A 19,605-nucleotide genomic window follows, 5' to 3' on the forward strand; every position below is an offset into this window, starting at 1 on the left:
CGTTAAAGAGGGGCTGGACAGAAATCCGGCACCCTCCCGCTACTTGCCGATAATGTACATTATGTCAAAACGCGGCCGGGCGACGCCGCGAGAGGTATAAGTTGAGCCCCGCTCGTCCCCTGTTGGTCCCCCGCTCGCTCCTACTCTCCACTCTCACATACGGTCCCGCCGGTCGTTCACACTCTGGACTATCAATTTTGATTATTTAAGATATTCGGCAAAATTGCTGGCATGCCGTTGAGCTGGGCTCATATTTCCATGCCCGGCCCAGCGGCCAGCTATCAGGAAGGATATGTATGGCTGAGCAACCACGCTGGCGCCGATTCGGCGTCACCTGTGCGTGTGCCGCCCTCGTTGGCGGCGCCCTCGCTCCCGCAACCGCGGCGGCCACGGAATCAGATGGGCACGAACCCCTCGATATCCGCGCCACCGTTGCCGCGGCGGAAAGCGATCCGAATTTCACCGGCAAATGGTTTATTGAACTCAAGAGCGAACCTCTTATTCGAGGTGGCTCCTCCGCCCGCATCGCGGGCGAACAGCGGGAATTCACCCAGACGGTCGAAGATGACGGTGGCGAGGTGGACACCTCCTACCAGCACGTGTGGAACGGCGTGACCGTTGAAGCTGATTCGGTGGAACTGGCGCGCTACGTTAATGACGCTAATGTGATCGGTGTTTACCCGGTGCTCACGGTGGAACGCCCCGCCGAAGTCGAATCTGATGCGGAAATGAACCGCCCCGGGGAAACCCCCGATATGTACTCCGCGCGGGATATGACCGGCGCGAGCGTGGCCAATGAGGAATTCGGCTTCACCGGCAAGGGCGTGCGCGTGGGAATCATTGATTCCGGCGTGGCCATCGATCACCCGGCTTTCGGCGGGAACGGTGTCAAGGGTGAGCGTGCTTTCCCCAATGACAAGATCGTGACCGGCTACGATTTCGTGGGCGATTCCTTCAATACGGATCGCAGCGACCCGAATTTCCAGCCGGTCCCCCACCCGGACGCTCTTCCTGATGACTGCGGGGCCGGCGGCGGGCACGGCTCGCACGTGGCCGGCATCGCCGCAGGTAACGACCCGGAAAGCACGTTCAAGGGCGTGGCTCCCGATGCTGTGATCGGTGCGTACCGCGTTTTCGGATGCACGGGATCCACCAGCTCCGAAGTCATTCTCTCCGCCCTCGAACGCGCCCAGCGGGACAAGATGGACGTTGTCAATATGTCCATCGGCGCGGCTTTCGCGACCTGGCCTAACTACCCCACCGCGGTGGCCTCGGAAAACCTCGTTGCCTCCGGTGTGGTGGTCACGGCTTCCCAGGGTAACTCCGGTGCGAAGGGCATTTTCTCCGGCAGTGCTCCGGCGGTAGGCCCCTCGGTTATTGCCGTGGGTTCCGTGGATAATACCCACGTGCTGCGCCCGGTCGTGATGTTCAACGGCGGGCCTGAGGGATTTGAGACTGTCACTGAATCTCCCGCGGTGCCCACGGCGGGTAGGCTCGACGTCGTCGCCTATCCCGAAGGGCAAAAAACCGGTGCCGTTGATCTTCCCGGAACACCGTTTACCGGGAAAGCAGTGCTTATCTCACGCGGAACCTCGACCTTTTACCAGAAGGCCCGTGCCGCGCAGGACGACGGCGCCGCAGCGGTCATCATCTACAACAACCAACCCGGAACCCTCAACGCAACCATCGCCGGAGATCCGGCCGTAACGATCCCGGTCATCGCGGTCACCCAGGAACAGGGCGAGCGTTTCGAAGAGGCCGTGGCCGCCGGAAACGCCAGCCTGGAATGGACGGATGCGAAGCGAGTAGCCACCTCCCCCACCGGCGGGAAAATTTCCGATTTCTCCTCCTGGGGCCTGGCTGCGGACCTCCAGCTCAAGCCGGACGTGGTTGCCCCGGGCGGCAATATTTATTCCGCGTGGCCGGTCGATGATGCCGTGACGCCCTCGTGGAAGACGATTTCGGGTACCTCGATGGCGGCCCCGCACGTGGCCGGAAGCGCGGCCCTGCTGCTGCAAGCCAACCCGAATCTCACGCCGGCGCAGGTGCGCGCGGCCTTGCAGAATACCGCCGACCCGGTGACCGTGGACGGCAGCGCGGATGCCCCGAAGCTCGCCACGCACCGCCAGGGTGCCGGCCTGGTCAATCTGCCCGCGGCCCTCGCTGCGGTTACGGAGCCGGGCACGAATGGCGGGGTGCTCCCACCGCGATCACGCCCGCGAAGATTTCGCTGGGTGATTCGGACGTGCAGGAAACGACGACGCTCACCGTGCACAACGCCTCGGCAGCGCCCGTCACCTACACCTTCACGGCGGATACTCACGTGCGCGCCACCAGCGGGCCGCACGATCGTTTCACCACCTACAACGGGACCGATGCGCAGGTGGCGATTAGCCCCGCGCAGGTGACGGTGCAGCCCGGGGTGGATGCCCAGGTGCAGGTCTCGGTCACCGATCCGACGAACGTGCCCGAGGGTGCGATCTACGGCGGTTATGTGGTGGCCCACGGCGATGATAATTCCACCTACCAGGTGCCTTTCGCGGGCCTCAAGGGCGATTACGAAAATGCTTTGCAATTCCTCCACACCACGTGGAAGGTCAAGGATATTCGCCCGGATATCGCCCAGAAGCGCCCGGATTTGGCGAATCTGCTCGCCTACGATCCGCCTTCGCTGACCAAGCTCATTGCCTGCCCGAATCCGGCCACCATCTACAAGGGTGAGTGCCTGGACAAGGGCGCGCAGTACTCCAACGCTCCGAATTCCGAGCTTTTCGCCTACGCCATGGACTACGCCAACGGCGCGGTTCCGGTGGTGGAATACCATATTGATTCCCCGGTGCAGAAGCTGGAAATCCGGGTCTTCCACGCGAACGAGGACGGCTCGAAGGGCGCCCCGGTTTCGGAAAATAACGTGGTGCATAGCGAGGACGGTGTGGGCCGTACCGATCTGGGGCGCTTCGCCTGGGACGGCACCTACCTCGAATCCGCTTCGGCGACGACGCGCACCGCGGCCGCCCCGGGTCGCTACGTCTTCGAGTTGCGGGTCGTGAAGGGCACCGGCGGCGGAACAACCGAGCCGAGCGGTGAGACCCTTCCCGGTTTCACCCGCAGCTCGAGTGAAGAAACCTTCGTGACGGCGCCCTTCTGCGTCAAGGAATGCACGACGCCGCAGCCGACGCCCACGCCGGAACCTACCCCGAGCGAGAAGCCGGAACCGAGCGCTCCCGCGCCGACTCCGAGCGTGGAACCGACGGTCGACCCGACCACGCCGGCCCCGGTGCCGACCCCGAGCATGGAACCGACGGTCGATCCGACTACGCCGGCCCCGGTGCCGACACCTTCGGTAGAGCCGACCGAGCCGGCACCGAGCCCGAGTGACAATCCGGAACCGACCCCGGTTCCTACTCCGAGCGTGGAGCCCACGGGCGAACCCCCGGCACCCGAGCCCAGCGACCAGCCGGAACCGAGCGAACAGCCGAGCAAGCCGGCCACTCCCCCGGCCGTGCACGGCAATACCTTCTTCGTTTCCAATAATTGGACGGCGACCGTTGCTTCCGTAGTGCTCTCTTACGGGCGCGCCGGTGACGAGGTCTACGTGGGTGATTTCGATGGGGACGGGAAGGATACTTTCGCGGTGCGCCGCGGAAATACCTTCTACGTCCAGAACTCGCTCGTTGGCGGGAATGCTGAGCAGGTCTTCTCCTACGGGCGCGCCGATGACCAGGTCTTCGCCGGAGACTTCGACGGGGATGGCAAGGATACTTTCGCGGTGCGCCGCGGAAACACCTTCTACGTCCAGAACTCCCTGGTCGGTGGGAATGCTGAGCAGGTCTTCTCCTACGGACGCGCCGATGACCAGGTCTTCGCCGGAGACTTCGACGGGGACGGGAAGGATACTTTCGCGGTGCGCCGCGGAAACACCTTCCACATCACCAACCGCCTCACCGGAGGAGACGCAGAAACGACGCTCGCCTACGGGCGCCACGGCGATGCGGTCTTCCTCGGGGACTGGGACGGTAACGGAACGGATACCCCGGCAGTGCGCCGCTAAGGTAGCGCCGGCCCGGGCCCGCTAGCCCAAGAAGAATCCCGGTTACCTCACTGCTCAAGCAGAAGAGGTAACCGGGATTTCTTTGTTATATAGGAGTTCGCGGAAAAGACTAGAACTGCTGGGAAGCTAGCTGGAACACCAGCTCCCCGTTGCCACCTCGCTACGCTCCACGGCGGCGCTTCGCGGCCCGGCGCTGGGCCAATTCATCGACCACTTCTTCTTCAGCGCGTTCGGTAGGAAGCTCGGAAAGCGAACCTTGGATCTCACGCCAGACCCGGCCAACCGCGATGCCGAAAACCGCTTGGCCGCCCTTGACCAGGTCGATCACTTCATCATCGGAGGTGCATTCGTAAACCGAAGCACCGTCGGACATGAGGGTGATACCAGCCAGATCTTCCACCCCGCGATCCTTGAGCTGCGCGATAGCAACCCGAATCTGCTGGAGCGATACCCCGGTATCCAAGAGGCGCTTGACCACCTTGAGGACCAGAATGTCCTTAAAAGAGTAGAGACGCTGGCTGCCGGAACCCGACGCATTCTGCACGGTAGGCGAAACAAGACCGGTGCGATCCCAGTAATCGAGTTGGCGGTAGGTGATGCCTGCTGCCTTGCAGGCAATCGGACCGCGGTAGCCGGTTTCGGCGTCAAGCTCGGGAAGAGGATCGCCGAAGAGCATCGGTTGGGTACGCCGATACGTCGCGTCCTTGGCAGTCGCGTCGCTCATAGTCTCTCCGTTTCGCAGCGTGGATTCTGGCCGGTTGCCAGTGTTAGCTACCACGATATAGCAGCCCGGCCAGCGGATCAGCGCCCGGCTCGGCGTGTCTAAAGCTCAACTTGAGGTTTAGGGTAAGGCGCCGCGAGAAAGCACTGTTTACTACTCCCCTAGCCTACCGCATCCCCAGCCAAGATTGGCTAGTTCCCGCCACTTAAAGCCCGCGGCGCCGGCACGCTCCCACACGAGAAGCGGCCGGCGCCGTCGTTCCCACCGCGATGTGATAAACGATACACGCGATGTTATTGTGAAAATTGAGGCAGCTGGGGCGAGCACGCGAAGTGCGACTCGCCCGTCCCAGCGCCTACCTCACTTAGCCCTCATAGGCGGCAATCTCCGCGGCGATGCGCTCCTTGAGGGAGGCCGGCGCCCAGGAAATATCCACCGCATTGCGCGCGAAACGCTTGAGGGTCTCCTTATCGACCCCGGCTTCGTCCGCCACGCGCTGGTAATTCTCCGCGATATACCCGCCGAAATAGGCCGGGTCATCCGAATTGACGGTGACCCTGACCCCGCGCTTATCGAGCTCGGTGAGCAGCCCCACCTTGGAGCCGTCGGAAACCCAGGTATTGGAGATCGGGCAGGAGGTCAGGCCGATACCGCGGCTGGCCATGTACTCCACCAGCTCGGGCTTTTCCAGCACATTGGTGCCGTGGTCCACGCGGTCCACCCGCACGTCCTCGAGGACCTGGCGGATATGCTCGGCCGAATCGGCAATATCAACATCGCAGTGCATGGTGAGCTGATAGCCCAGCTCGCGGGCCTTGGCGAAGACGGCCGCGAACTTGGCGGGCGGGTTGCCGGTTTCATCCGAATCGAGCCCCACGCCGATAATCCACGGGCGGTACGGCAGCGATTCCAGCAGGGTCGCCATGGCGTATTCCGCCTGGAAATCCCGCAGGAAACACATAATGAGAGCGCTATCCACCCCCAGCTGCTCGCGCGCCTCAATCTGGGCGCGCCGCAGCCCGGAGATCACGGTATGGAACTCCACCCCGCGTGAGGTATGCGCCTGGGGATCGAAGAACATCTCCACATAACGCACGTTCTGGCGCGCCACCTTGCGGAAATACTCCATCGCGAGGTCGTAAAAATCCTCCGCGGTGAGCAGCACACTCATACCTTCGTAATACGCGTCCAGGAAGGAAGCGAGGTCATCGAATTGGTAGGAAGCCCGCACCTCCTCCTCGCTGGCGTAGGGCAGCTCCACGCCATTGCGCGCGGCGAGCTTGAATTTGAGATCTGGTTCCAGGGTTCCTTCAATATGCAGGTGCAGCTCAACTTTGGGCAGGCCCTGCACGAAGGGCGAAATCGCGGTCATATTTTTCCTTTCTGCGTGGTAACGTTCGCGCGGTCGCGCACGTTTACCGCGCTGCAATAACGGGGTCGACGACGTTGAATGTGACGCAGTCAATGAGGCCAAGATCGGTGATCGCCCAATCGGGAATCGCGGTGATGGACAGGAAGATGAGCTGGCCGAAGGGCGAATCGAGATCCGCGCCCAGCACCTCGCGGGCGGCCCGGTCCATCTCCGCTTCGGCGGCGGCCATATCCTCGGCAACCAGGTCGGCAACAATACCGCCCACCGGGAGGGGCAGCGAGGCAATAACCTCACCATCGCACACCGCAACCTGTCCCCCGCCCAGGCGGGTCACTTCATTGATTGCCAGGGCGATATCCTCCGGGTTCACCCCCGCGCACACCACGTTGTTATCGTCCGGGGCTGCCGAGGTAGCAATTGCCCCGCGCTTGAGGCCAAAGCCCTGAATAAAAGCAACGGGCAGATTCGTGGTTTTGCCGTAGCGTTCGGCCACGCATACGTAAATGGCATCCTGGGCGGTATCGGGTTGCACCTTGCCGTCCACCACCGGGAGTTCCACCTCGGCGCCGGGGCGCTTGAAGGCAACGTCCTTGGAGAGCACGATGGTGCGCACCCGCGCCGAGGTAGCCGACTCGGCAACCGGAACGGCGATGCGATCCGCGCTCACCGGGGCGAGCTTGAAGGTATCGAGCACCGTGGCGGTGCGCTGCGGGGCCTGCGGTGCCTGCACGGCGGCGCCGTTCTGCGCCACAATCCGGCCACCCTTGAGGACGGTGCGGGGCCGGAAATCTTCGAGGGAATCAACGAAGAGGATATCGGCGAAGCGCCCCGGGGCGATAGCGCCGATGCGGTCATCGAGCTGGAACATTCGGGCGGTGTTAATGGTGGCCATCTGGATTGCGGTCACCGGGTCAATCCCCTTCTCAATGGCCAGGCGCACCACGTAATCGAGGTGGCCGCGGCCCAGAATATCGGTGGCGGTCACATCGTCGGTGCAGAAACCAACCCGGTGGGCCGGGGCACCCATCTCGGTGATGAGCTTAATATTCTCCGCGAGCATGGGGGCGGCGGTGGATTCTCGGATGAGGATATTGATGCCGTTACGCATCTTCTCCAGTTCTTCTTCCGGAGAATACGATTCGTGACACAGTGTTACGCCGGAGGCCGCGTAGCCGGCAACCCGCCGTGCATCCACGAGCGGCGCGCAGCCGAAGGCATGCAGGCGGTTTTCTTCGGCCAGGTCCATGGCGGTGAGGACTTCTTCATCACCGTATTCCACCATTTCTTGCACGGTTTCCCACAGGCCCACGCATTCGGGCATGCGCTGTACTTTCCGGTGGTCCTCCACCGCGAAGCGGTGCCCCACGGTGGATTCGGGCACCGTGTAGGGAGCCTTGGCCGGCGCGCCCCACCATACCCGCATGGAGGACTCTTCGGCTTCGGCCAGAAATTCCTGCACGCCTTCCAGACCGGCGGATACTAGGATCTGGTCCAGACCGGAAATCACGGAGGTGGTTCCGTAGCGGGATACCAGATCCGCGAACATGGTCACGGAAAGCTTGGAGCATTCGATGTGCTGGTGCCCGTCAATGAGGCCAGGAGTCAGGTAGGCGCCGTCGGCATCAATAACGGTGGTATTCGGGCCGCGCTGCGCGTCCACGTTCCCCACCGCGGCCACCCGCCCGTAGGCGATGGCAACGGAGGCCGGGTACGTTTCCCCGGTGAGCACGTTCACCAGGATTCCGTTATCAATAATGGTCTCGGCGTGGGCGCGCCCGTAGGCGACGTCGAGAAGCTGACGATGAGGCATGGGTTCTCCTAAAAATTATGAGGGTCGGGGCGGATGTGGCTGTTGTGCGACCCTTAGGCAGCGGTAATAAAGGCGCGGCGGGCTGCGCGTTCACGTTCACGCACCGGCCGCAGGGCCAGGTAGATGAGGGTGGAGGCGATCACGCCGGCGGGAATGGACAGATCGGGGGCCGCGGCGGGCATGTCCACGAGGAGCCGGGTGAGCGGACCCACCAGGTAGCCGGAGTTCGTGAAGAGCGCGGAGCAGAGCATCCCGCCCAGCAGCGCGGCCATTCCGGACCAACGCACCCCACCGCTGCCCCAGTAGGGGCCGTGGGATTCAATGGCCAGGCCGGAAAGATGGTAGGTGCCGCGCCGCGCCACCCAATCGAGCAGATACACGGTCACCCAGGGCGCCAGCCAGATACTCAGCGAGGCCGCGAAAGCGTTGAGGAGGCTGTAAAAAGCTTCCTGCTGGATCGCGAAAATGCAGATGGCCACGCAGATGAGGCTGTCGATGCACACAATCACCATGCGCGGCACGTGGATACCGGCCGTCTGCAAATTCAGGCCCGAGGAATAGAGGTTGGTGCCGTTTTGAAGCAGCAAACCGACCATCACCAGAATAAGGAACGGCACCGCGAAAGCCGGGCTGAGGATAGCCGGGACAGCCAGCGGATTGGACAGCTCCACCTCCGCGGGAACCACCACGGTTGCCATCGCGGCGCCGAGGGTCTGGAGTAGCACATAGGGAATAAACCCGCCCAGCGCCGCCCAGGTTCCCACCGCGAGGGGCGAAGAATCGGCGGGCAGGTAGCGGGAGAAATTCGCGCCGCTCGGCGCCCAGGACAGCCCACCCGAGACAATAACGAGCGAGGTTGCGGAAATCAGGGTGAAAAGCGAATCGGTGCCCGCCGAGGCACCCGGCGCGGCCTGTGGAATAATGAGGGCCGCCAGCACAATAAAAGCCACCGTGAAAATCATGGTTGCGTATTTTTGCGCTGCCATGAGAATCCGGTGGCCAAGAAGGGGAAGAAGAAGTTGAATCCCTGCAAGAAGAACGACGACGGCAATCTGCCCGCCGCCCTCTAAGGCAATGCCCGCGCGGGCGAGGAGTGCCTCACAGGCGTAGTAGACGAGAATGAGTCCCCCGGCTTCGAAGCCGATGAGCATAAGCCAGGACAGCACTCCATTAATACGAGCCCCGCGGGTACCGAGTGATGCCCGCGAGATGGTCATCGTGGTGGTACCGGTGAGCGGCCCTTGAATGGAGGTAAGCGCAAGAAGCGGATAGGCAATAACGTTGCCGATCACAATAACGGCGAGCGCCTGGGTGAAAGAAAGTCCGTACAGCAGCACCAGCATGGCGCCGTAGGACACGGTAAAAATATTAGTGGTTGTGCCCGCCCACAGGAAGAAAAGATCGCGCGGGCGACCGTACCTTTCCCGGGGAGAAACAAGGTCAATACCTTGGGTTTCCACAGAACCTGACATTAATTGTCTCCTGCTAGTTGAGGTGCCCAGCATGACCTGGGTTCGGTTCAATCGATATGAAGTTGTACTGCCACCCTACTCCTGGGTGGGCGGTGCTGTCTGCCCGGCGTGGCTCACTTTTGCGCAAATAGCCCCGTGAGCTGCATTTTTAGGGCCGTGAAGCGCGAGTGTATGCCGGGGATGTCCGGCGGTGCGCAACGTGTTGTCCGGTGTTACGCGATGCGATTTAGCGCAGTTCCACTTCGACGTTTTCCGTGAGGAGAGCGCCGTAAAGCCGGGCGATGGTGGTGCCATCCTCAGCGGCCTGATTGAGGGCGCGTTCGGAGGCAACCGGGGTTTTCTTCGCCAGCTCGGTGGCCAACTGGGTGGTAAGCATCACGGCCTGGGCGTGCGCGGAATTCTTGACGCTGCGAATCTGGCGCAGGTCATAGCCGCCTTCCAGCAGCATCACGCAGTAGCGCACAATATCCGCCGATTGCGCGGATAGGCGCCCGCGCGCATCGGTGGCGAGGATACCCGCGGTAACCAATTCTTCAATAGTGCCCAGCGCAGCTCCGGTCATATCGGCTAATTCGGCTTGAGTGATACGTTCGCCAGGTTTCGGGCGGCGCACTTCCGGTGCGGCGACGGCGCGCATCCCCCCGGGGCGGCCCGGTGCCTCAATGATGCCCTCATCGAGCTGGCGCAGCTCTTCCCGGATTTGGTCGAGGGGCAGGAAGCGGTCACGCTGTTCCCTCAGGATGAAACGCAAACGTTCGGTATCCGAGGTGGAAAACAGCCGCTGATTGGTTGCGGTGCGATAGGGAGAAATAAGGTCGATGGATTCGTAATGCCGGATCTTCGAAACCGAGAGCATGGGGAATTCATCGGTGAGGGCACGGCGAACTTCCCCGATGCGCAGGGTTGGTTCGTGGCTGAGGTCATGGGGCCAGGTGCTCGGGCTGCCATCTGCCCGCGTGCGGCGCGGCGCGGAAGCGGGCGGGAAGGAAGAATCCGGGGTGGCCGTAGAAGCGCGAGATATCACCGGTGTATCACGCACCGGCTCGCGAAGCGTAGAAGGTCAAACGGAATTTTCCGATTTGGATTTCATCACCGGTGCGGAGCACGGCATCATCCACCCGTTCCCGATTGACGTATGTGCCATTGAGGGAACCGGAATCACGCACGTGGAACGTATCGCCACGGCGGAAAAACTGCACGTGTTTGCGGGAAACGGTAACGTCGTCAAGGAAAATATCAGCGCGCGGGGAACGCCCCGCATTCGTCACTTCCCCATCGAGGAGGAACCGGGCCCCGGAATTCGGGCCGGATAGTGCGATGAGGAGCGCCGAGCCGGCAGGCAGGGCATCAATGGCGGTGCATTCTTGAGGGCTGAGATGGCGTTCGGCTACCGGTTGATCGGGCTGCGCGCCAATAGCGGTGAAGCGAGATGTTTCCGTGGGCGCGGGTGCGGCCGACCTCGGATCAAATTGTTCAGCCATATGCCTCTCCTTCACTGCCCTGGAGAACTCCCTCCGGCGCCTCTTTATCGGTAACAATCCTATAACGATTCGGGACCATAACTCTAGTGAGGTCATCTGTCACGAGGCATATCGCGGCACTGCGTCGGGCATATCACGGTGCTGCGCCGGACTCATCGCAGCACCGCACGAAGAGCGGGCTATGTCACCTTCTGGGATTTGTCTTTTTCTATTCGTTTGAGGTAATCTCATGTGGTCCACGTGGCGATGATCTGATGTAGAAATCATGTTATCGGGGCGGGGATAGCGCTAAGTTTTCTTATCGCTTCGGGCTATGGCGCAGTTTGGTAGCGCACTTGACTGGGGGTCAAGGGGTCGTGGGTTCAAATCCCGCTAGCCCGACGTTTCACCCGGGATGCCAAGGCAGTGCATCTCGGGAATTTTGGGTTAATAGACAAAAAGTGGGTCTAATGACGGCGTGTCGTTGGCTTGGATCCGGATCAGATCCGTACGAATCGGGTACACAAACGAAGTGCGAGGGAGAGCACCGTTTGTCCCCGATTTCGTGTCTCTAACGCGCACTATGGCGCCTACACGGCCCAGAAAGCGGCTCTGACGCCTCTGCCCACCCCGTGGCTGTGGCGCATGGCAGCCCGGACGGAACGAGTTTTCCGTCAAGGCATGTCACGCAACGGATGTCAAGGAAGCAAGCTTATTGAGGTGCCCGACCTCAATAAGGCCGACTTTTCGTTGGTATGACAGGGCAAACTCCCGGTATAAGACCCACCATTTGTCTATTAGCCCGGAATTTTCTTATACCGGGTTTCTGTACCGGCGTGCCGCTGAGTCCATTCCGTGTGGTGAGACACGCAGCGTCGTCGTACTACAACTAAAATTTCGCAAAAATGGCGAGTTTTCAGCGATTTGCGTCACACGGGACTATTGTCCGAAGAAATGCTCCACGCAAGCTGATAAAAGTCTGGGCGATTTAAGTTATGCTTGACACATGGAAAATCATCAAGATTTCAGTGGTATCCCCACTGACCTAGAGGAGCACAAGGTTGCCAGGTGGGCGTCGCTCCTCGCTAAAGCCACCTGGGTTGTCCTCGCGCTTGGACTCGTTATCGGGCTGGTCTTCTGGGCCACGGCAAGCGGAAGTACCGGGCAGGATCTTGGCGTCCTGAGCTGGTGCATCACTTTTGCCGCTTCCATCGCCTTGATGTCCATCCGCCAATTCCTGCTTTCGGAAAGGAGGTAACGGGCCATGCTCATGCAAGGTATTACGTATAACACCACCATGGCGCTCGTTGCCGGTGCGATTATGGTGCTCGTGGTTCTTTTCGCCCGCGTGGCTGCGAACCCGAATCACCGCACCCTGGCCGGGTGGGGCTGGACTTTCGTTGCTACCGGTGCCTTCCTAGGGATTACCGGTATTCATATGACCCTGACTTGGCCGCTGGCCCAGATCGACGGCGCTTTCTGCTGCTCCGTTGATAACATCACTTTCGGTGAGCCGGCTGCCTTCTACGGGATTTTGACCTTCATCGCCGGTATTGCGATTCTGCGCGCTGAAAAGCTCGCGGATAAGGGTGTGCGCCCCCTCGATCTGGTGGCCACGCTGCGTCCGCTCCTCTACGTGGCCGCTATCGGTGGCTTCGGGCTGGTGCTTTTCGGCATCGCGGGTATGCACTTCGGTATGTGGCGTCCGCCGGAAATTGAGCCGGTTGCGCGCCTCATGGCCGGATCGCTCATCGAGCCGCTGCTGGTCATGTTCCTGTACGTGGGTACCGGGGTTTCGGCGATCCTCTCCCCCTTTGTTCCGGATAGCAAGTGGGTGGCGCGTATTGCCGCCATCCTCACCTGGGGCGTGGGCATGCTGTGGATCTTCCTGTCCTTCACGGTGTTCTACAGCCACGTGGGCTTCTTCCCGCAGCCGGACGGTTCCTATATCTAAATAATCTCATCATCGCGCGGGCTAGATTCTAGTTTTTCACTGCTATCGCCAAGATAATCCGCGGGGTTCGGTACTACTTGTCACGAGTAGCCGAACCCCGCGGATTGTTATTGAACGGTACTGCTCGGAGAGTGAGGCGAAGGCGGATAGAGCACAACACCGTTCGTGATGTCGATAATTTTTTCGGGGAAGTCGCGGTAATCGAGCGAAAGGTATTGGTTGAGCCGTCTAGGACCATCGTGAACAATACTCACAATCTCGATAGCAACGACGAAGAATTCATCGTATTGGGGATCATCCATTTCAATCCCAAGCTCGCCGGCATTATCACTTTCGAATGCCGCGAAAAAAATACCTATATATTCCTCACCATCGGCGAAAACGATGCGATACTGGGCATCTGGATGATCCCAGTAGTACGCCTCAAGAACATCTACTTGCTCTCGTTCCTCTGGATGGGTGATGCCGGTCACTTATTGTTCCCCTTTCTCGGTGTGGCGGGGGCGATGGGGGTCTCAGTTTTGAATAGTAGGTATCTTTGCCCGAGTCAGCGAATTCGGAGGATAAACCACGGTGTTGGTCGTGACGTCAATAATCTTCTCCGGAAAATCCCGGTAATCAACCGCGAGGAAATTGCTATACCGGCGCGGGCCGTCGTGGACAATTTCCAAAATCTCGAAATCCATGACAAAGAACTCGTCGTAGAGGGGATCGTCCATTTCGATGTCGAGTTCACCGGCGTTATCACTTTCGAACGAGGTGAAGTAGACCGCCCGATAACATTCCCCATTAGAAAAACTGATCTCGTAAAGCGCATCAGGATGCTGGTTGTCATAATCCCATACGTGGTGAAATTGATATTTCTCTTCGGGATGAAAAAGCCAGCCTCGCTCCATTATTTCCCCTAACGGACGGCTCGGTACAGTATGCGGCATTGTTCTTATTGGCACTATAGCGCAGTAGCGACCAGGAAACTCCCGAAAGAGCCCCTGGCCGCCACTTTCTACGCGCCTTTCAGCGCGCGGGGATATAACAGAGTGCGGATCCGCATCCCCTACCGCCGTCTAGCTGTGCAGGAGAGCGAATTCCTCCTTGCTGGCGTAGGAGGTTTGGGTGCCGCGTTTCGTTACCGAATCGGCAGCGTAGCGATTAGCCATCCGCAAGGAATACTCGATATCGCCAGTGGCCACCACATAATGGGAGAAGCACCCGATAAAGGCATCGCCCGCTCCGGTGGTATCCACCGCTTCCACTGGCGTTGCCGGCAGCAGCATATCCACGCCCTCAGCTACCCAGAGCACTCCCCTACCGCCGAGCGTCACAATAACGTTGCGCATCCCCGCCTCCAGCAGAGTATGTGCGGCATTGCGAACATCCGGGATAGTTTCTACCGGCATCCCGGTGAGTAGCGATAGCTCACTTTCATTAGGAGTGAAATAGGTGCAGGCCCGCACCCGGGAGAGCAGCAGATCCGGTTGGGCTGGCGCCGGGTTGAGAAGCACATCAATACCGTGTTTCACCCCGAATTCAATCGCGTAATAGACCGTTTCCAGGGGAATCTCCAACTGCAAAACGATCAGTTTGCACCTGGAAATCTCCGCCGCCGCGGCATCAATATCGTCCGGAGTTAGCAAGGAATTAGCCCCCTGCACAATAATGATGGAATTCTGAGAATCCGGATTGACGAAAATAGGCGCCACCCCAGATGTTGCCGCAGTACGCAGCACATAGGTGGTATCAATCCCGTTGCGCTCAAAATTCGCAACCGTGTTATCAGCAAAGAGATCATTACCCACCCGGGTCACCATCCGCACCGCCGAACCTAGGCGCGCGGCGGCCACCGCCTGATTGGCTCCCTTCCCACCGCAGCCGAGTGCAAAATCGGGTGCCTCCACGGTTTCGCCGTCGCCGGGCATGCGGTTGATATAGGAAATAAGATCGACCATATTCGAGCCGATTACTGCGATATCCATTAGTGTGCCTCTTCTGCTGTATCGTTCTTCGCGCTGCGGGAATGAGAAAGCTCCGCGGCCTGCCCTTCCGGTACCAGGCCAGTATGGACTCGGAAACTCCTTATGCCGCCAGGTTCCACCCAAATAAGAGTGCCGGCCTCCTTCGCGGCCAGGAAACCTTCGGGCCGGCTGGTTCCCGGAAGAACAAAAGCAGCCACCTGCTGGTCTAAAGTCCAGAGGATCCACCGGGTCGCCACGGGGAATTGCGCCGTCGAAAATTCTGTGAAGAAAGCGTGTCCCTCCGGGGCAGCAAGCTCAAAACGGGCGTTCTGCCCGTAGCGGGGCAGATCATCGGCGAAGTACACGATCTCCGGATTGAAGCTCTCCGCACCTTCCAGGGAATCCGCATCAATGTCACCGGTGATAATCCGGTTATTCAACTCGGTCCATTCCGGCGTGGGCGTGACGTGGGCTGGAATCGAGCGGCGCAATTGGAAACTACCCGCAGGGAGCGACTGGCGCATAATGCCGCCGGGCACGAAAGCATAATTCATATGGCACATGTACTGGAGGGGCATTGGCTGGCAGGGAGAAAGATTCTCCACATCCATACCGATGGTGAAATCGGTGGCCCCGGCGCCGAGTGAAACCGTGGGCGTGGCACGGTAATGATCGCCAAATCCGCGTGCGTATTCATAGGTGGATGCAAGCCGAATAGCGCCGTCGTTCCCACAACTATCGATCTCAATCCAGGCGCGATCCATCGTGGCGCAAGAAAACTCCCCGTGCAGCACGTGAGTATCGTCCGGGCTCGGGCAGCCGGCCGCGAGCAGGCCGGAATGGAAAGCGAAACAGCCGTAGGTATCCGAAATCTCGCGGGCGGGGCGCGGCTGGCTGAACATATTTTTCATACGCAGCGAGATACCATCGAATTGGGCGTCCCAAATGATGCCGCCCATAAACGGAAGGACCTCGATATATCCGCGCGAATTATGCACAGTCAGCGCAGCAACGCCCGAAGGATAGCGTTGCGCGATCACGCGAAACTCGGGGGATTCGGCCAGGCAACGCGGTGCCTCGGTGAACTGGTCCTCACGCAGATTAATAGTGAACGTCATAATGATCTCCTTTGTTCATAACAGTGACGTCTCAAAAACACGATGGTGCGCGGTTATGCCGCAGCGCCCGCGCGATCTTTACGATAAATAGAGAAGAAGTAGATGAGCACCGCCACGAAGCAGCACAGCGACACGATGAAGGATGTTTGCATCGACCCAGTCTTATCCGAGACTAACCCTTGAATAACGGGGATCACCGCGCCGCCGATAATGGACATCACGATAACGGCGCCACCGGTTTCCGTATGCCGCTTGTCCTCGATGGCGTCGAGGGTACGCGAATAAATGGTGGCCCAGCACGGCCCGAAGAGCCCGGAGGTCACGATGGCGGCGTAGACCGCCGTCATATTCGGCACCAGCACCACGTAGCTGAGGGTCGCCACCCCGGCCAGGGAATAGAGCACGAGCACCAGGTTTTCGTTGAGCTTCGTCATGAGAATATTAGCGATGAATTTTCCGGTAAAGAACGCCGCGAAAGCCCACACCATGTAGTTACTCGCGGTGCGTTCATTAATGGAGGTATCGAGGGTGAGGGCGAGGCGAATCGTGAAAGACCACACCGCCGTTTGCATACCCACGTAGAGGAATTGGGTGAGAATCCCGGTGCCGAAGCGCTTATTGTGAAGAAGATAGCGCAGCGTTTCGCCGATGGATGCCCGGGACTGGTGGTGCGCGGCGTTGAGCGGTTTACACGACGGCAATTGCGTGAGCGCCACCAGAATAAGTACGACGGCGAGCACCAGAATAATGAACCTATAAGGCTGCAAGGTGCGCTGGAGCATTTCCTGCGCAAATTGGGTTTTCTCCAGGCCGCTCAGGTCATCGAGCTGCTTATGCAGCGCCTCCCCTTCCGTGAAAATCAGGTATTTACCGAGCAGAATTCCGAAAATAGAGCCCAGCGGGTAGAAGGTTTGGGAAATATTGAGGCGTAGGGTAGCGGTGCGCCGCGGGCCAATCATGGTGGAGTAGGTATTGCAGGAGGTCTCCAGGAAGGAAAGCCCGGTAGCAATAGCGAAGAGCGCCGCCAGGAACACGGAATAGGTCGCCATATGGGAGGCCGGGAAGAACATGGTGCAGCCGATGATATAGCAGCTCAGACCCACCAAGATCCCGCTTTTATACGACCACTTCCGGATCACCCGCGAGGCCGGGATGGCCAGCAGGAAATACCCGCCGTAAAAAGCCGATTGCACGAAGGCGGAGGCGAAATCCGAGAGCTCGAAAATTGATTTGAATTGGGTAATGAGCACGTCATTGAGGGACGCCGCGGCTCCCCACAGGGGGAAACAAATGGAAATAAGAATGTATTGGAGCAGCGGGGTGCGGTTGAGATAACCGTCGCGCAGCTGAAGGGAGGGATCTTTAATGAGGCCGAAGCTGGTATTGGGAACCCCGTATTCTTCTTGTTGCGGCGTTATTGCGGGCCGCATATGGGCTTCATTGGCCGTTTGTTGTGACATGAGTAGTCCTTCTTTTTGTCAATATCCGCCCGCGGGTGGTGGGCCGCGGCGTCGCTGCCACCCCACCTCCCGGGAGGAAATATTCGGTTGTTGTTGTGCTTGCGCTTAGCGCTGTAATTCGGCGAGGATCTGGACTCCGGAGGATGCGCCGATGCGGCTGGCACCGGCCTCCACCATGGCGCGGAAATCAGCGGCGCTGCGGATCCCACCGGCCGCCTTCACTCCCATCTGCTCCCCCACTGTTGCGCGCATGAGGGCGACGGCGTGCTCCGTTGCCCCGCCGGAGGAAAAGCCGGTCGAAGTTTTCACGAAATCCGCGCCGGCCCGCTGGGCGGCCTGGCAGGCCCGCACGATCTCATCATCGCTGAGTAGACAGATCTCAATAATGACCTTGACCAGGGCGGCCGGTTTAGCTGCCCCCACCACCGCGGCAATATCAGCTTCCACATCTTCCCAGCGGCCATCGCGCGCAGCCCCAAGATCGATAACCATATCGACTTCGGTAGCACCGTGCGCGATAGCGTCGCGCGTCTCGAATGCTTTGGTTGCCGACGTACTGGCCCCCAAAGGGAATCCAATAACCGTGCATACTTTGACACCGCTACCGGAAAGCAGCTTCGCGCAGGTCTCCACCCACACCGGATTGACGCATACCGAGGCGGTTCCCAGGACGCGGGCCTGGGTGCACAGTTCTTCAATCTCGGCGCGGCGGGCATCGGCACGCAAAAGAGTGTGGTCGATGAGCTGTGCGGGACGTGAATAATGATCGAGAGCGGGCATCATGACTCCTTTGTATGTTTCCCACCGTGACTCACGCTGATAACCGGAAACTCCACAACCGTAGTCTCCCCTACCAGCCTCACGCTACTAATACGACACCGTTTTACGGTGTTCACGAGTGAATCTAGGTGAGAGCGCCGCCGAGTGCCACGCGCTGCCCCTTCACCGCCCCACGCACCGGAAGTGCCCATAAGCCCGCCAGCGCGCGGAAAAGTCACTGCCGCGCGAATGCGCCGCGCCCATATTGCCACCGATGTTCGCGAAAGGAACATATGTTCCGCGGGCGCGGGGAGCCCCTTAAACGCTCGCCCCGAGCGCCTTAAACGCTCGCCCCGCGTGCCTAACTCATCATCGTCAAAGCCCGCGCGGTTCCCACATCGGTAACCAGGCGCGACACATAACCATTGGCCAGGGCAGCGTAAATAGCCTGGAGTTTATCCGGCCCACCGGCCACCAGGATTTTTTGTTCCTTCCCGCGCAATTCGGGCAGGCTAATCCCGGTGGCTCGATTATTGAGATCCGGGAGGCATACCCGGCCCTGCGCGGTAATGAAATGGGTGCAGATATCGCCAACCGAAGTGGTGAGCAGCCGCGTCATATCCGCATCCTCCAGGCGGAAACCCGCCAAATAAGCCAGATTCGAACGGGCATCCCCCACCGTATAGAGAACCGCCCGGGTGCTGGCCCGCTGGGTGCGGGTCGCCCGCAAACGCGCCTTGATATCCGGATCCTCACGTTGCGAGGCAGTAAGAAAAGCCGGGAGCTGGAAATATACGGCCTGCCCACCGCAGGAGGCGGCGATGCGCTCCATCACCATCGTTTCATCAATGGTGCGCACGCACGCCCCAATACAGCAGGTCAGCTGAATAATGGCCACGCCTTTGCGCGGAATACGGGGCATGTGGCGGGAGACCGCTTCGGTGGTGCGGGAGAGGCAGATGCCGATGGCGTCGCCGTCGCGAATCTGTTCGCTGAGCACCTGCGCCCCCACGCGCCCGAGGGCTTCGCGCACATCTTCCGGCGCGGAACTGGGCGGGCTGACCAGGCGCACATCCAATAAATTGAAGCGCTCACTCAACCGCGCGCACAGGAACGCATCATCTTCACGCGGATCGTTGACGGTTATCCGCACAAAACCGCGCTTGCGGGCGTGGCTGAGTAACTTGGAGATGGTGGAACGGGCCAGGTGCATACGCTGAGCTACCTCGTCCTGGCTGAGTCCTGAGTAATACAGTTTTGCGGCGTCGAGCGCATCAATATCACGGGAAGAAAGCCCATCCCGCGTCACAACACCAGAGTCCACCAGCACCACCTCGTCGTCGTACCTCACCACCGCTAGTGTAAGCGAGCCTCCGCACGCACGTAACAACGCAGGTGCCGCGGCGTCGTTCCACCCGGGACCTGTGATTACACCCGGGCACGGCCTTAGCGTTAGGATGGAAAGCGGCATCGGCA

16 protein-coding genes, 1 tRNA gene and 1 pseudogene are annotated in these 19,605 nt (G+C 60.1%); 5 read left to right on the forward strand and 13 right to left on the reverse strand.

The annotated features are described in order from the left end of the window. Nucleotides 1-773 precede the first annotated feature (773 nt). Both ACRQHG_RS01925 and ACRQHG_RS01930 read left to right on the forward strand, forming a co-directional pair. Nucleotides 774-2,126, forward strand: a pseudogene (locus tag ACRQHG_RS01925) (S8 family serine peptidase); the annotation flags it as partial. Nucleotides 2,127-2,245: 119 nt separating this feature from the next. Then, entirely contained in the window at nucleotides 2,246-4,051 is a 1,806-nt protein-coding gene (locus tag ACRQHG_RS01930; protein ID WP_435719377.1) for an Fn3-like domain-containing protein, read from the forward strand. A 160-nt stretch (nucleotides 4,052-4,211) separates the two neighbouring features. Here the strand turns inward: ACRQHG_RS01930 and ACRQHG_RS01935 are convergent, their stop codons facing one another. From ACRQHG_RS01935 to ACRQHG_RS01960, 6 genes are all read right to left on the reverse strand, one after another. Then, complete coding sequence (locus ACRQHG_RS01935) at nucleotides 4,212-4,775, reverse strand: MerR family transcriptional regulator (RefSeq protein WP_016442803.1); 564 nt, start codon at nucleotides 4,773-4,775, stop codon at nucleotides 4,212-4,214. Nucleotides 4,776-5,136: 361 nt separating this feature from the next. Next, nucleotides 5,137-6,144 (reverse strand): adenosine deaminase, encoded by a 1,008-nt coding sequence (add, locus tag ACRQHG_RS01940; protein WP_435713318.1) that lies wholly within the window; start codon nucleotides 6,142-6,144, stop codon nucleotides 5,137-5,139. A 43-nt stretch (nucleotides 6,145-6,187) separates the two neighbouring features. Continuing rightward, a complete protein-coding gene (locus ACRQHG_RS01945) occupies nucleotides 6,188-7,954 on the reverse strand; it encodes an adenine deaminase C-terminal domain-containing protein (RefSeq protein ID WP_435713319.1) in 1,767 nt (588 codons plus the stop codon). A gap of 53 nt (nucleotides 7,955-8,007) precedes the next feature. Beyond that, nucleotides 8,008-9,426 carry a purine-cytosine permease family protein gene (locus ACRQHG_RS01950; protein ID WP_435713320.1) on the reverse strand — a complete coding sequence of 473 codons (1,419 nt, stop codon included), beginning with the start codon at nucleotides 9,424-9,426 and terminating at the stop codon, nucleotides 8,008-8,010. 226 nt (nucleotides 9,427-9,652) lie between these two features. Then, a complete protein-coding gene (gene ftsR, locus ACRQHG_RS01955; protein WP_435719378.1) occupies nucleotides 9,653-10,465 on the reverse strand; it encodes a transcriptional regulator FtsR in 813 nt (270 codons plus the stop codon). Further along, on the reverse strand, nucleotides 10,458-10,907 hold the full coding sequence (locus ACRQHG_RS01960; RefSeq protein WP_016442798.1) for an FHA domain-containing protein: 450 nt from the start codon (nucleotides 10,905-10,907) through the stop codon (nucleotides 10,458-10,460). Before ACRQHG_RS01960 ends, ftsR begins: the two co-directional genes overlap by 8 nt. 307 nt (nucleotides 10,908-11,214) lie before the next feature. On the opposite strand from ACRQHG_RS01960, the gene ACRQHG_RS01965 reads away from it, so the two are divergent. The 3 genes from ACRQHG_RS01965 (at nucleotide 11,215) to ACRQHG_RS01975 (ending at nucleotide 12,840) form a co-directional block, all read left to right on the forward strand. Beyond that, a tRNA-Pro gene (locus tag ACRQHG_RS01965) sits at nucleotides 11,215-11,288 on the forward strand. Between the two features lie 604 nt (nucleotides 11,289-11,892). Then, the gene (locus ACRQHG_RS01970) at nucleotides 11,893-12,144 is read left to right on the forward strand and encodes a hypothetical protein (protein ID WP_016442796.1); all 252 of its coding nucleotides are present in this window, start codon (nucleotides 11,893-11,895) and stop codon (nucleotides 12,142-12,144) included. A 6-nt stretch (nucleotides 12,145-12,150) separates the two neighbouring features. Beyond that, a complete protein-coding gene (locus ACRQHG_RS01975) occupies nucleotides 12,151-12,840 on the forward strand; it encodes a DUF981 family protein (protein WP_026429366.1) in 690 nt (229 codons plus the stop codon). A gap of 107 nt (nucleotides 12,841-12,947) precedes the next feature. On the opposite strand, the gene ACRQHG_RS01980 is transcribed toward ACRQHG_RS01975, so the two are convergent. The 7 genes from ACRQHG_RS01980 to ACRQHG_RS02010 all read right to left on the reverse strand — a co-directional run bounded on the left by ACRQHG_RS01980 (nucleotide 12,948) and on the right by ACRQHG_RS02010 (nucleotide 19,480). Beyond that, the gene (locus ACRQHG_RS01980; protein WP_435713322.1) at nucleotides 12,948-13,313 is read right to left on the reverse strand and encodes a hypothetical protein; all 366 of its coding nucleotides are present in this window, start codon (nucleotides 13,311-13,313) and stop codon (nucleotides 12,948-12,950) included. Between the two features lie 42 nt (nucleotides 13,314-13,355). Beyond that, entirely contained in the window at nucleotides 13,356-13,736 is a 381-nt protein-coding gene (locus ACRQHG_RS01985; RefSeq protein ID WP_435719379.1) for a hypothetical protein, read from the reverse strand. A 168-nt stretch (nucleotides 13,737-13,904) separates the two neighbouring features. Beyond that, nucleotides 13,905-14,813, reverse strand: a complete 909-nt coding sequence (rbsK, locus tag ACRQHG_RS01990) for a ribokinase (protein ID WP_435713324.1) — start codon at nucleotides 14,811-14,813, stop codon at nucleotides 13,905-13,907. Then, nucleotides 14,813-15,910 (reverse strand): aldose 1-epimerase family protein, encoded by a 1,098-nt coding sequence (locus tag ACRQHG_RS01995; RefSeq protein WP_435713325.1) that lies wholly within the window; start codon nucleotides 15,908-15,910, stop codon nucleotides 14,813-14,815. The genes rbsK and ACRQHG_RS01995 overlap by 1 nt, the downstream gene beginning before the upstream one ends. Nucleotides 15,911-15,963: 53 nt before the next feature. Then, entirely contained in the window at nucleotides 15,964-17,370 is a 1,407-nt protein-coding gene (gene fucP, locus ACRQHG_RS02000) for an L-fucose:H+ symporter permease (RefSeq protein ID WP_435713326.1), read from the reverse strand. Nucleotides 17,371-17,475: 105 nt separating this feature from the next. Then, nucleotides 17,476-18,150 (reverse strand): deoxyribose-phosphate aldolase, encoded by a 675-nt coding sequence (deoC, locus tag ACRQHG_RS02005; protein WP_435713365.1) that lies wholly within the window; start codon nucleotides 18,148-18,150, stop codon nucleotides 17,476-17,478. A gap of 340 nt (nucleotides 18,151-18,490) precedes the next feature. Continuing rightward, the gene (locus ACRQHG_RS02010) at nucleotides 18,491-19,480 is read right to left on the reverse strand and encodes a sugar-binding transcriptional regulator (RefSeq protein ID WP_435719380.1); all 990 of its coding nucleotides are present in this window, start codon (nucleotides 19,478-19,480) and stop codon (nucleotides 18,491-18,493) included. Nucleotides 19,481-19,605 lie beyond the last annotated feature (125 nt).

The sequence above is a fragment of the Actinotignum vesiculae genome (genome assembly GCF_051267215.1).
In the GTDB taxonomy this organism is placed as follows: domain Bacteria; phylum Actinomycetota; class Actinomycetes; order Actinomycetales; family Actinomycetaceae; genus Actinotignum; species Actinotignum schaalii.

Coding starts and splice junctions, on each gene's coding strand:
- ACRQHG_RS01975 (WP_026429366.1), top strand. CDS start 12,151: ATGCTCATGCAAGGTATTACGTATAACACCACCATGGCGCTCGTTGCC.
- fucP (WP_435713326.1), bottom strand. CDS start 17,370: ATGTCACAACAAACGGCCAATGAAGCCCATATGCGGCCCGCAATAACG.
- ACRQHG_RS01985 (WP_435719379.1), bottom strand. CDS start 13,736: ATGGAGCGAGGCTGGCTTTTTCATCCCGAAGAGAAATATCAATTTCAC.
- ACRQHG_RS01960 (WP_016442798.1), bottom strand. CDS start 10,907: ATGGCTGAACAATTTGATCCGAGGTCGGCCGCACCCGCGCCCACGGAA.
- ACRQHG_RS01950 (WP_435713320.1), bottom strand. CDS start 9,426: ATGTCAGGTTCTGTGGAAACCCAAGGTATTGACCTTGTTTCTCCCCGG.
- ACRQHG_RS01995 (WP_435713325.1), bottom strand. CDS start 15,910: ATGACGTTCACTATTAATCTGCGTGAGGACCAGTTCACCGAGGCACCG.
- ACRQHG_RS01970 (WP_016442796.1), top strand. CDS start 11,893: ATGGAAAATCATCAAGATTTCAGTGGTATCCCCACTGACCTAGAGGAG.
- add (WP_435713318.1), bottom strand. CDS start 6,144: ATGACCGCGATTTCGCCCTTCGTGCAGGGCCTGCCCAAAGTTGAGCTG.
- ACRQHG_RS01935 (WP_016442803.1), bottom strand. CDS start 4,775: ATGAGCGACGCGACTGCCAAGGACGCGACGTATCGGCGTACCCAACCG.
- rbsK (WP_435713324.1), bottom strand. CDS start 14,813: ATGGATATCGCAGTAATCGGCTCGAATATGGTCGATCTTATTTCCTAT.
- ACRQHG_RS01945 (WP_435713319.1), bottom strand. CDS start 7,954: ATGCCTCATCGTCAGCTTCTCGACGTCGCCTACGGGCGCGCCCACGCC.
- deoC (WP_435713365.1), bottom strand. CDS start 18,150: ATGCCCGCTCTCGATCATTATTCACGTCCCGCACAGCTCATCGACCAC.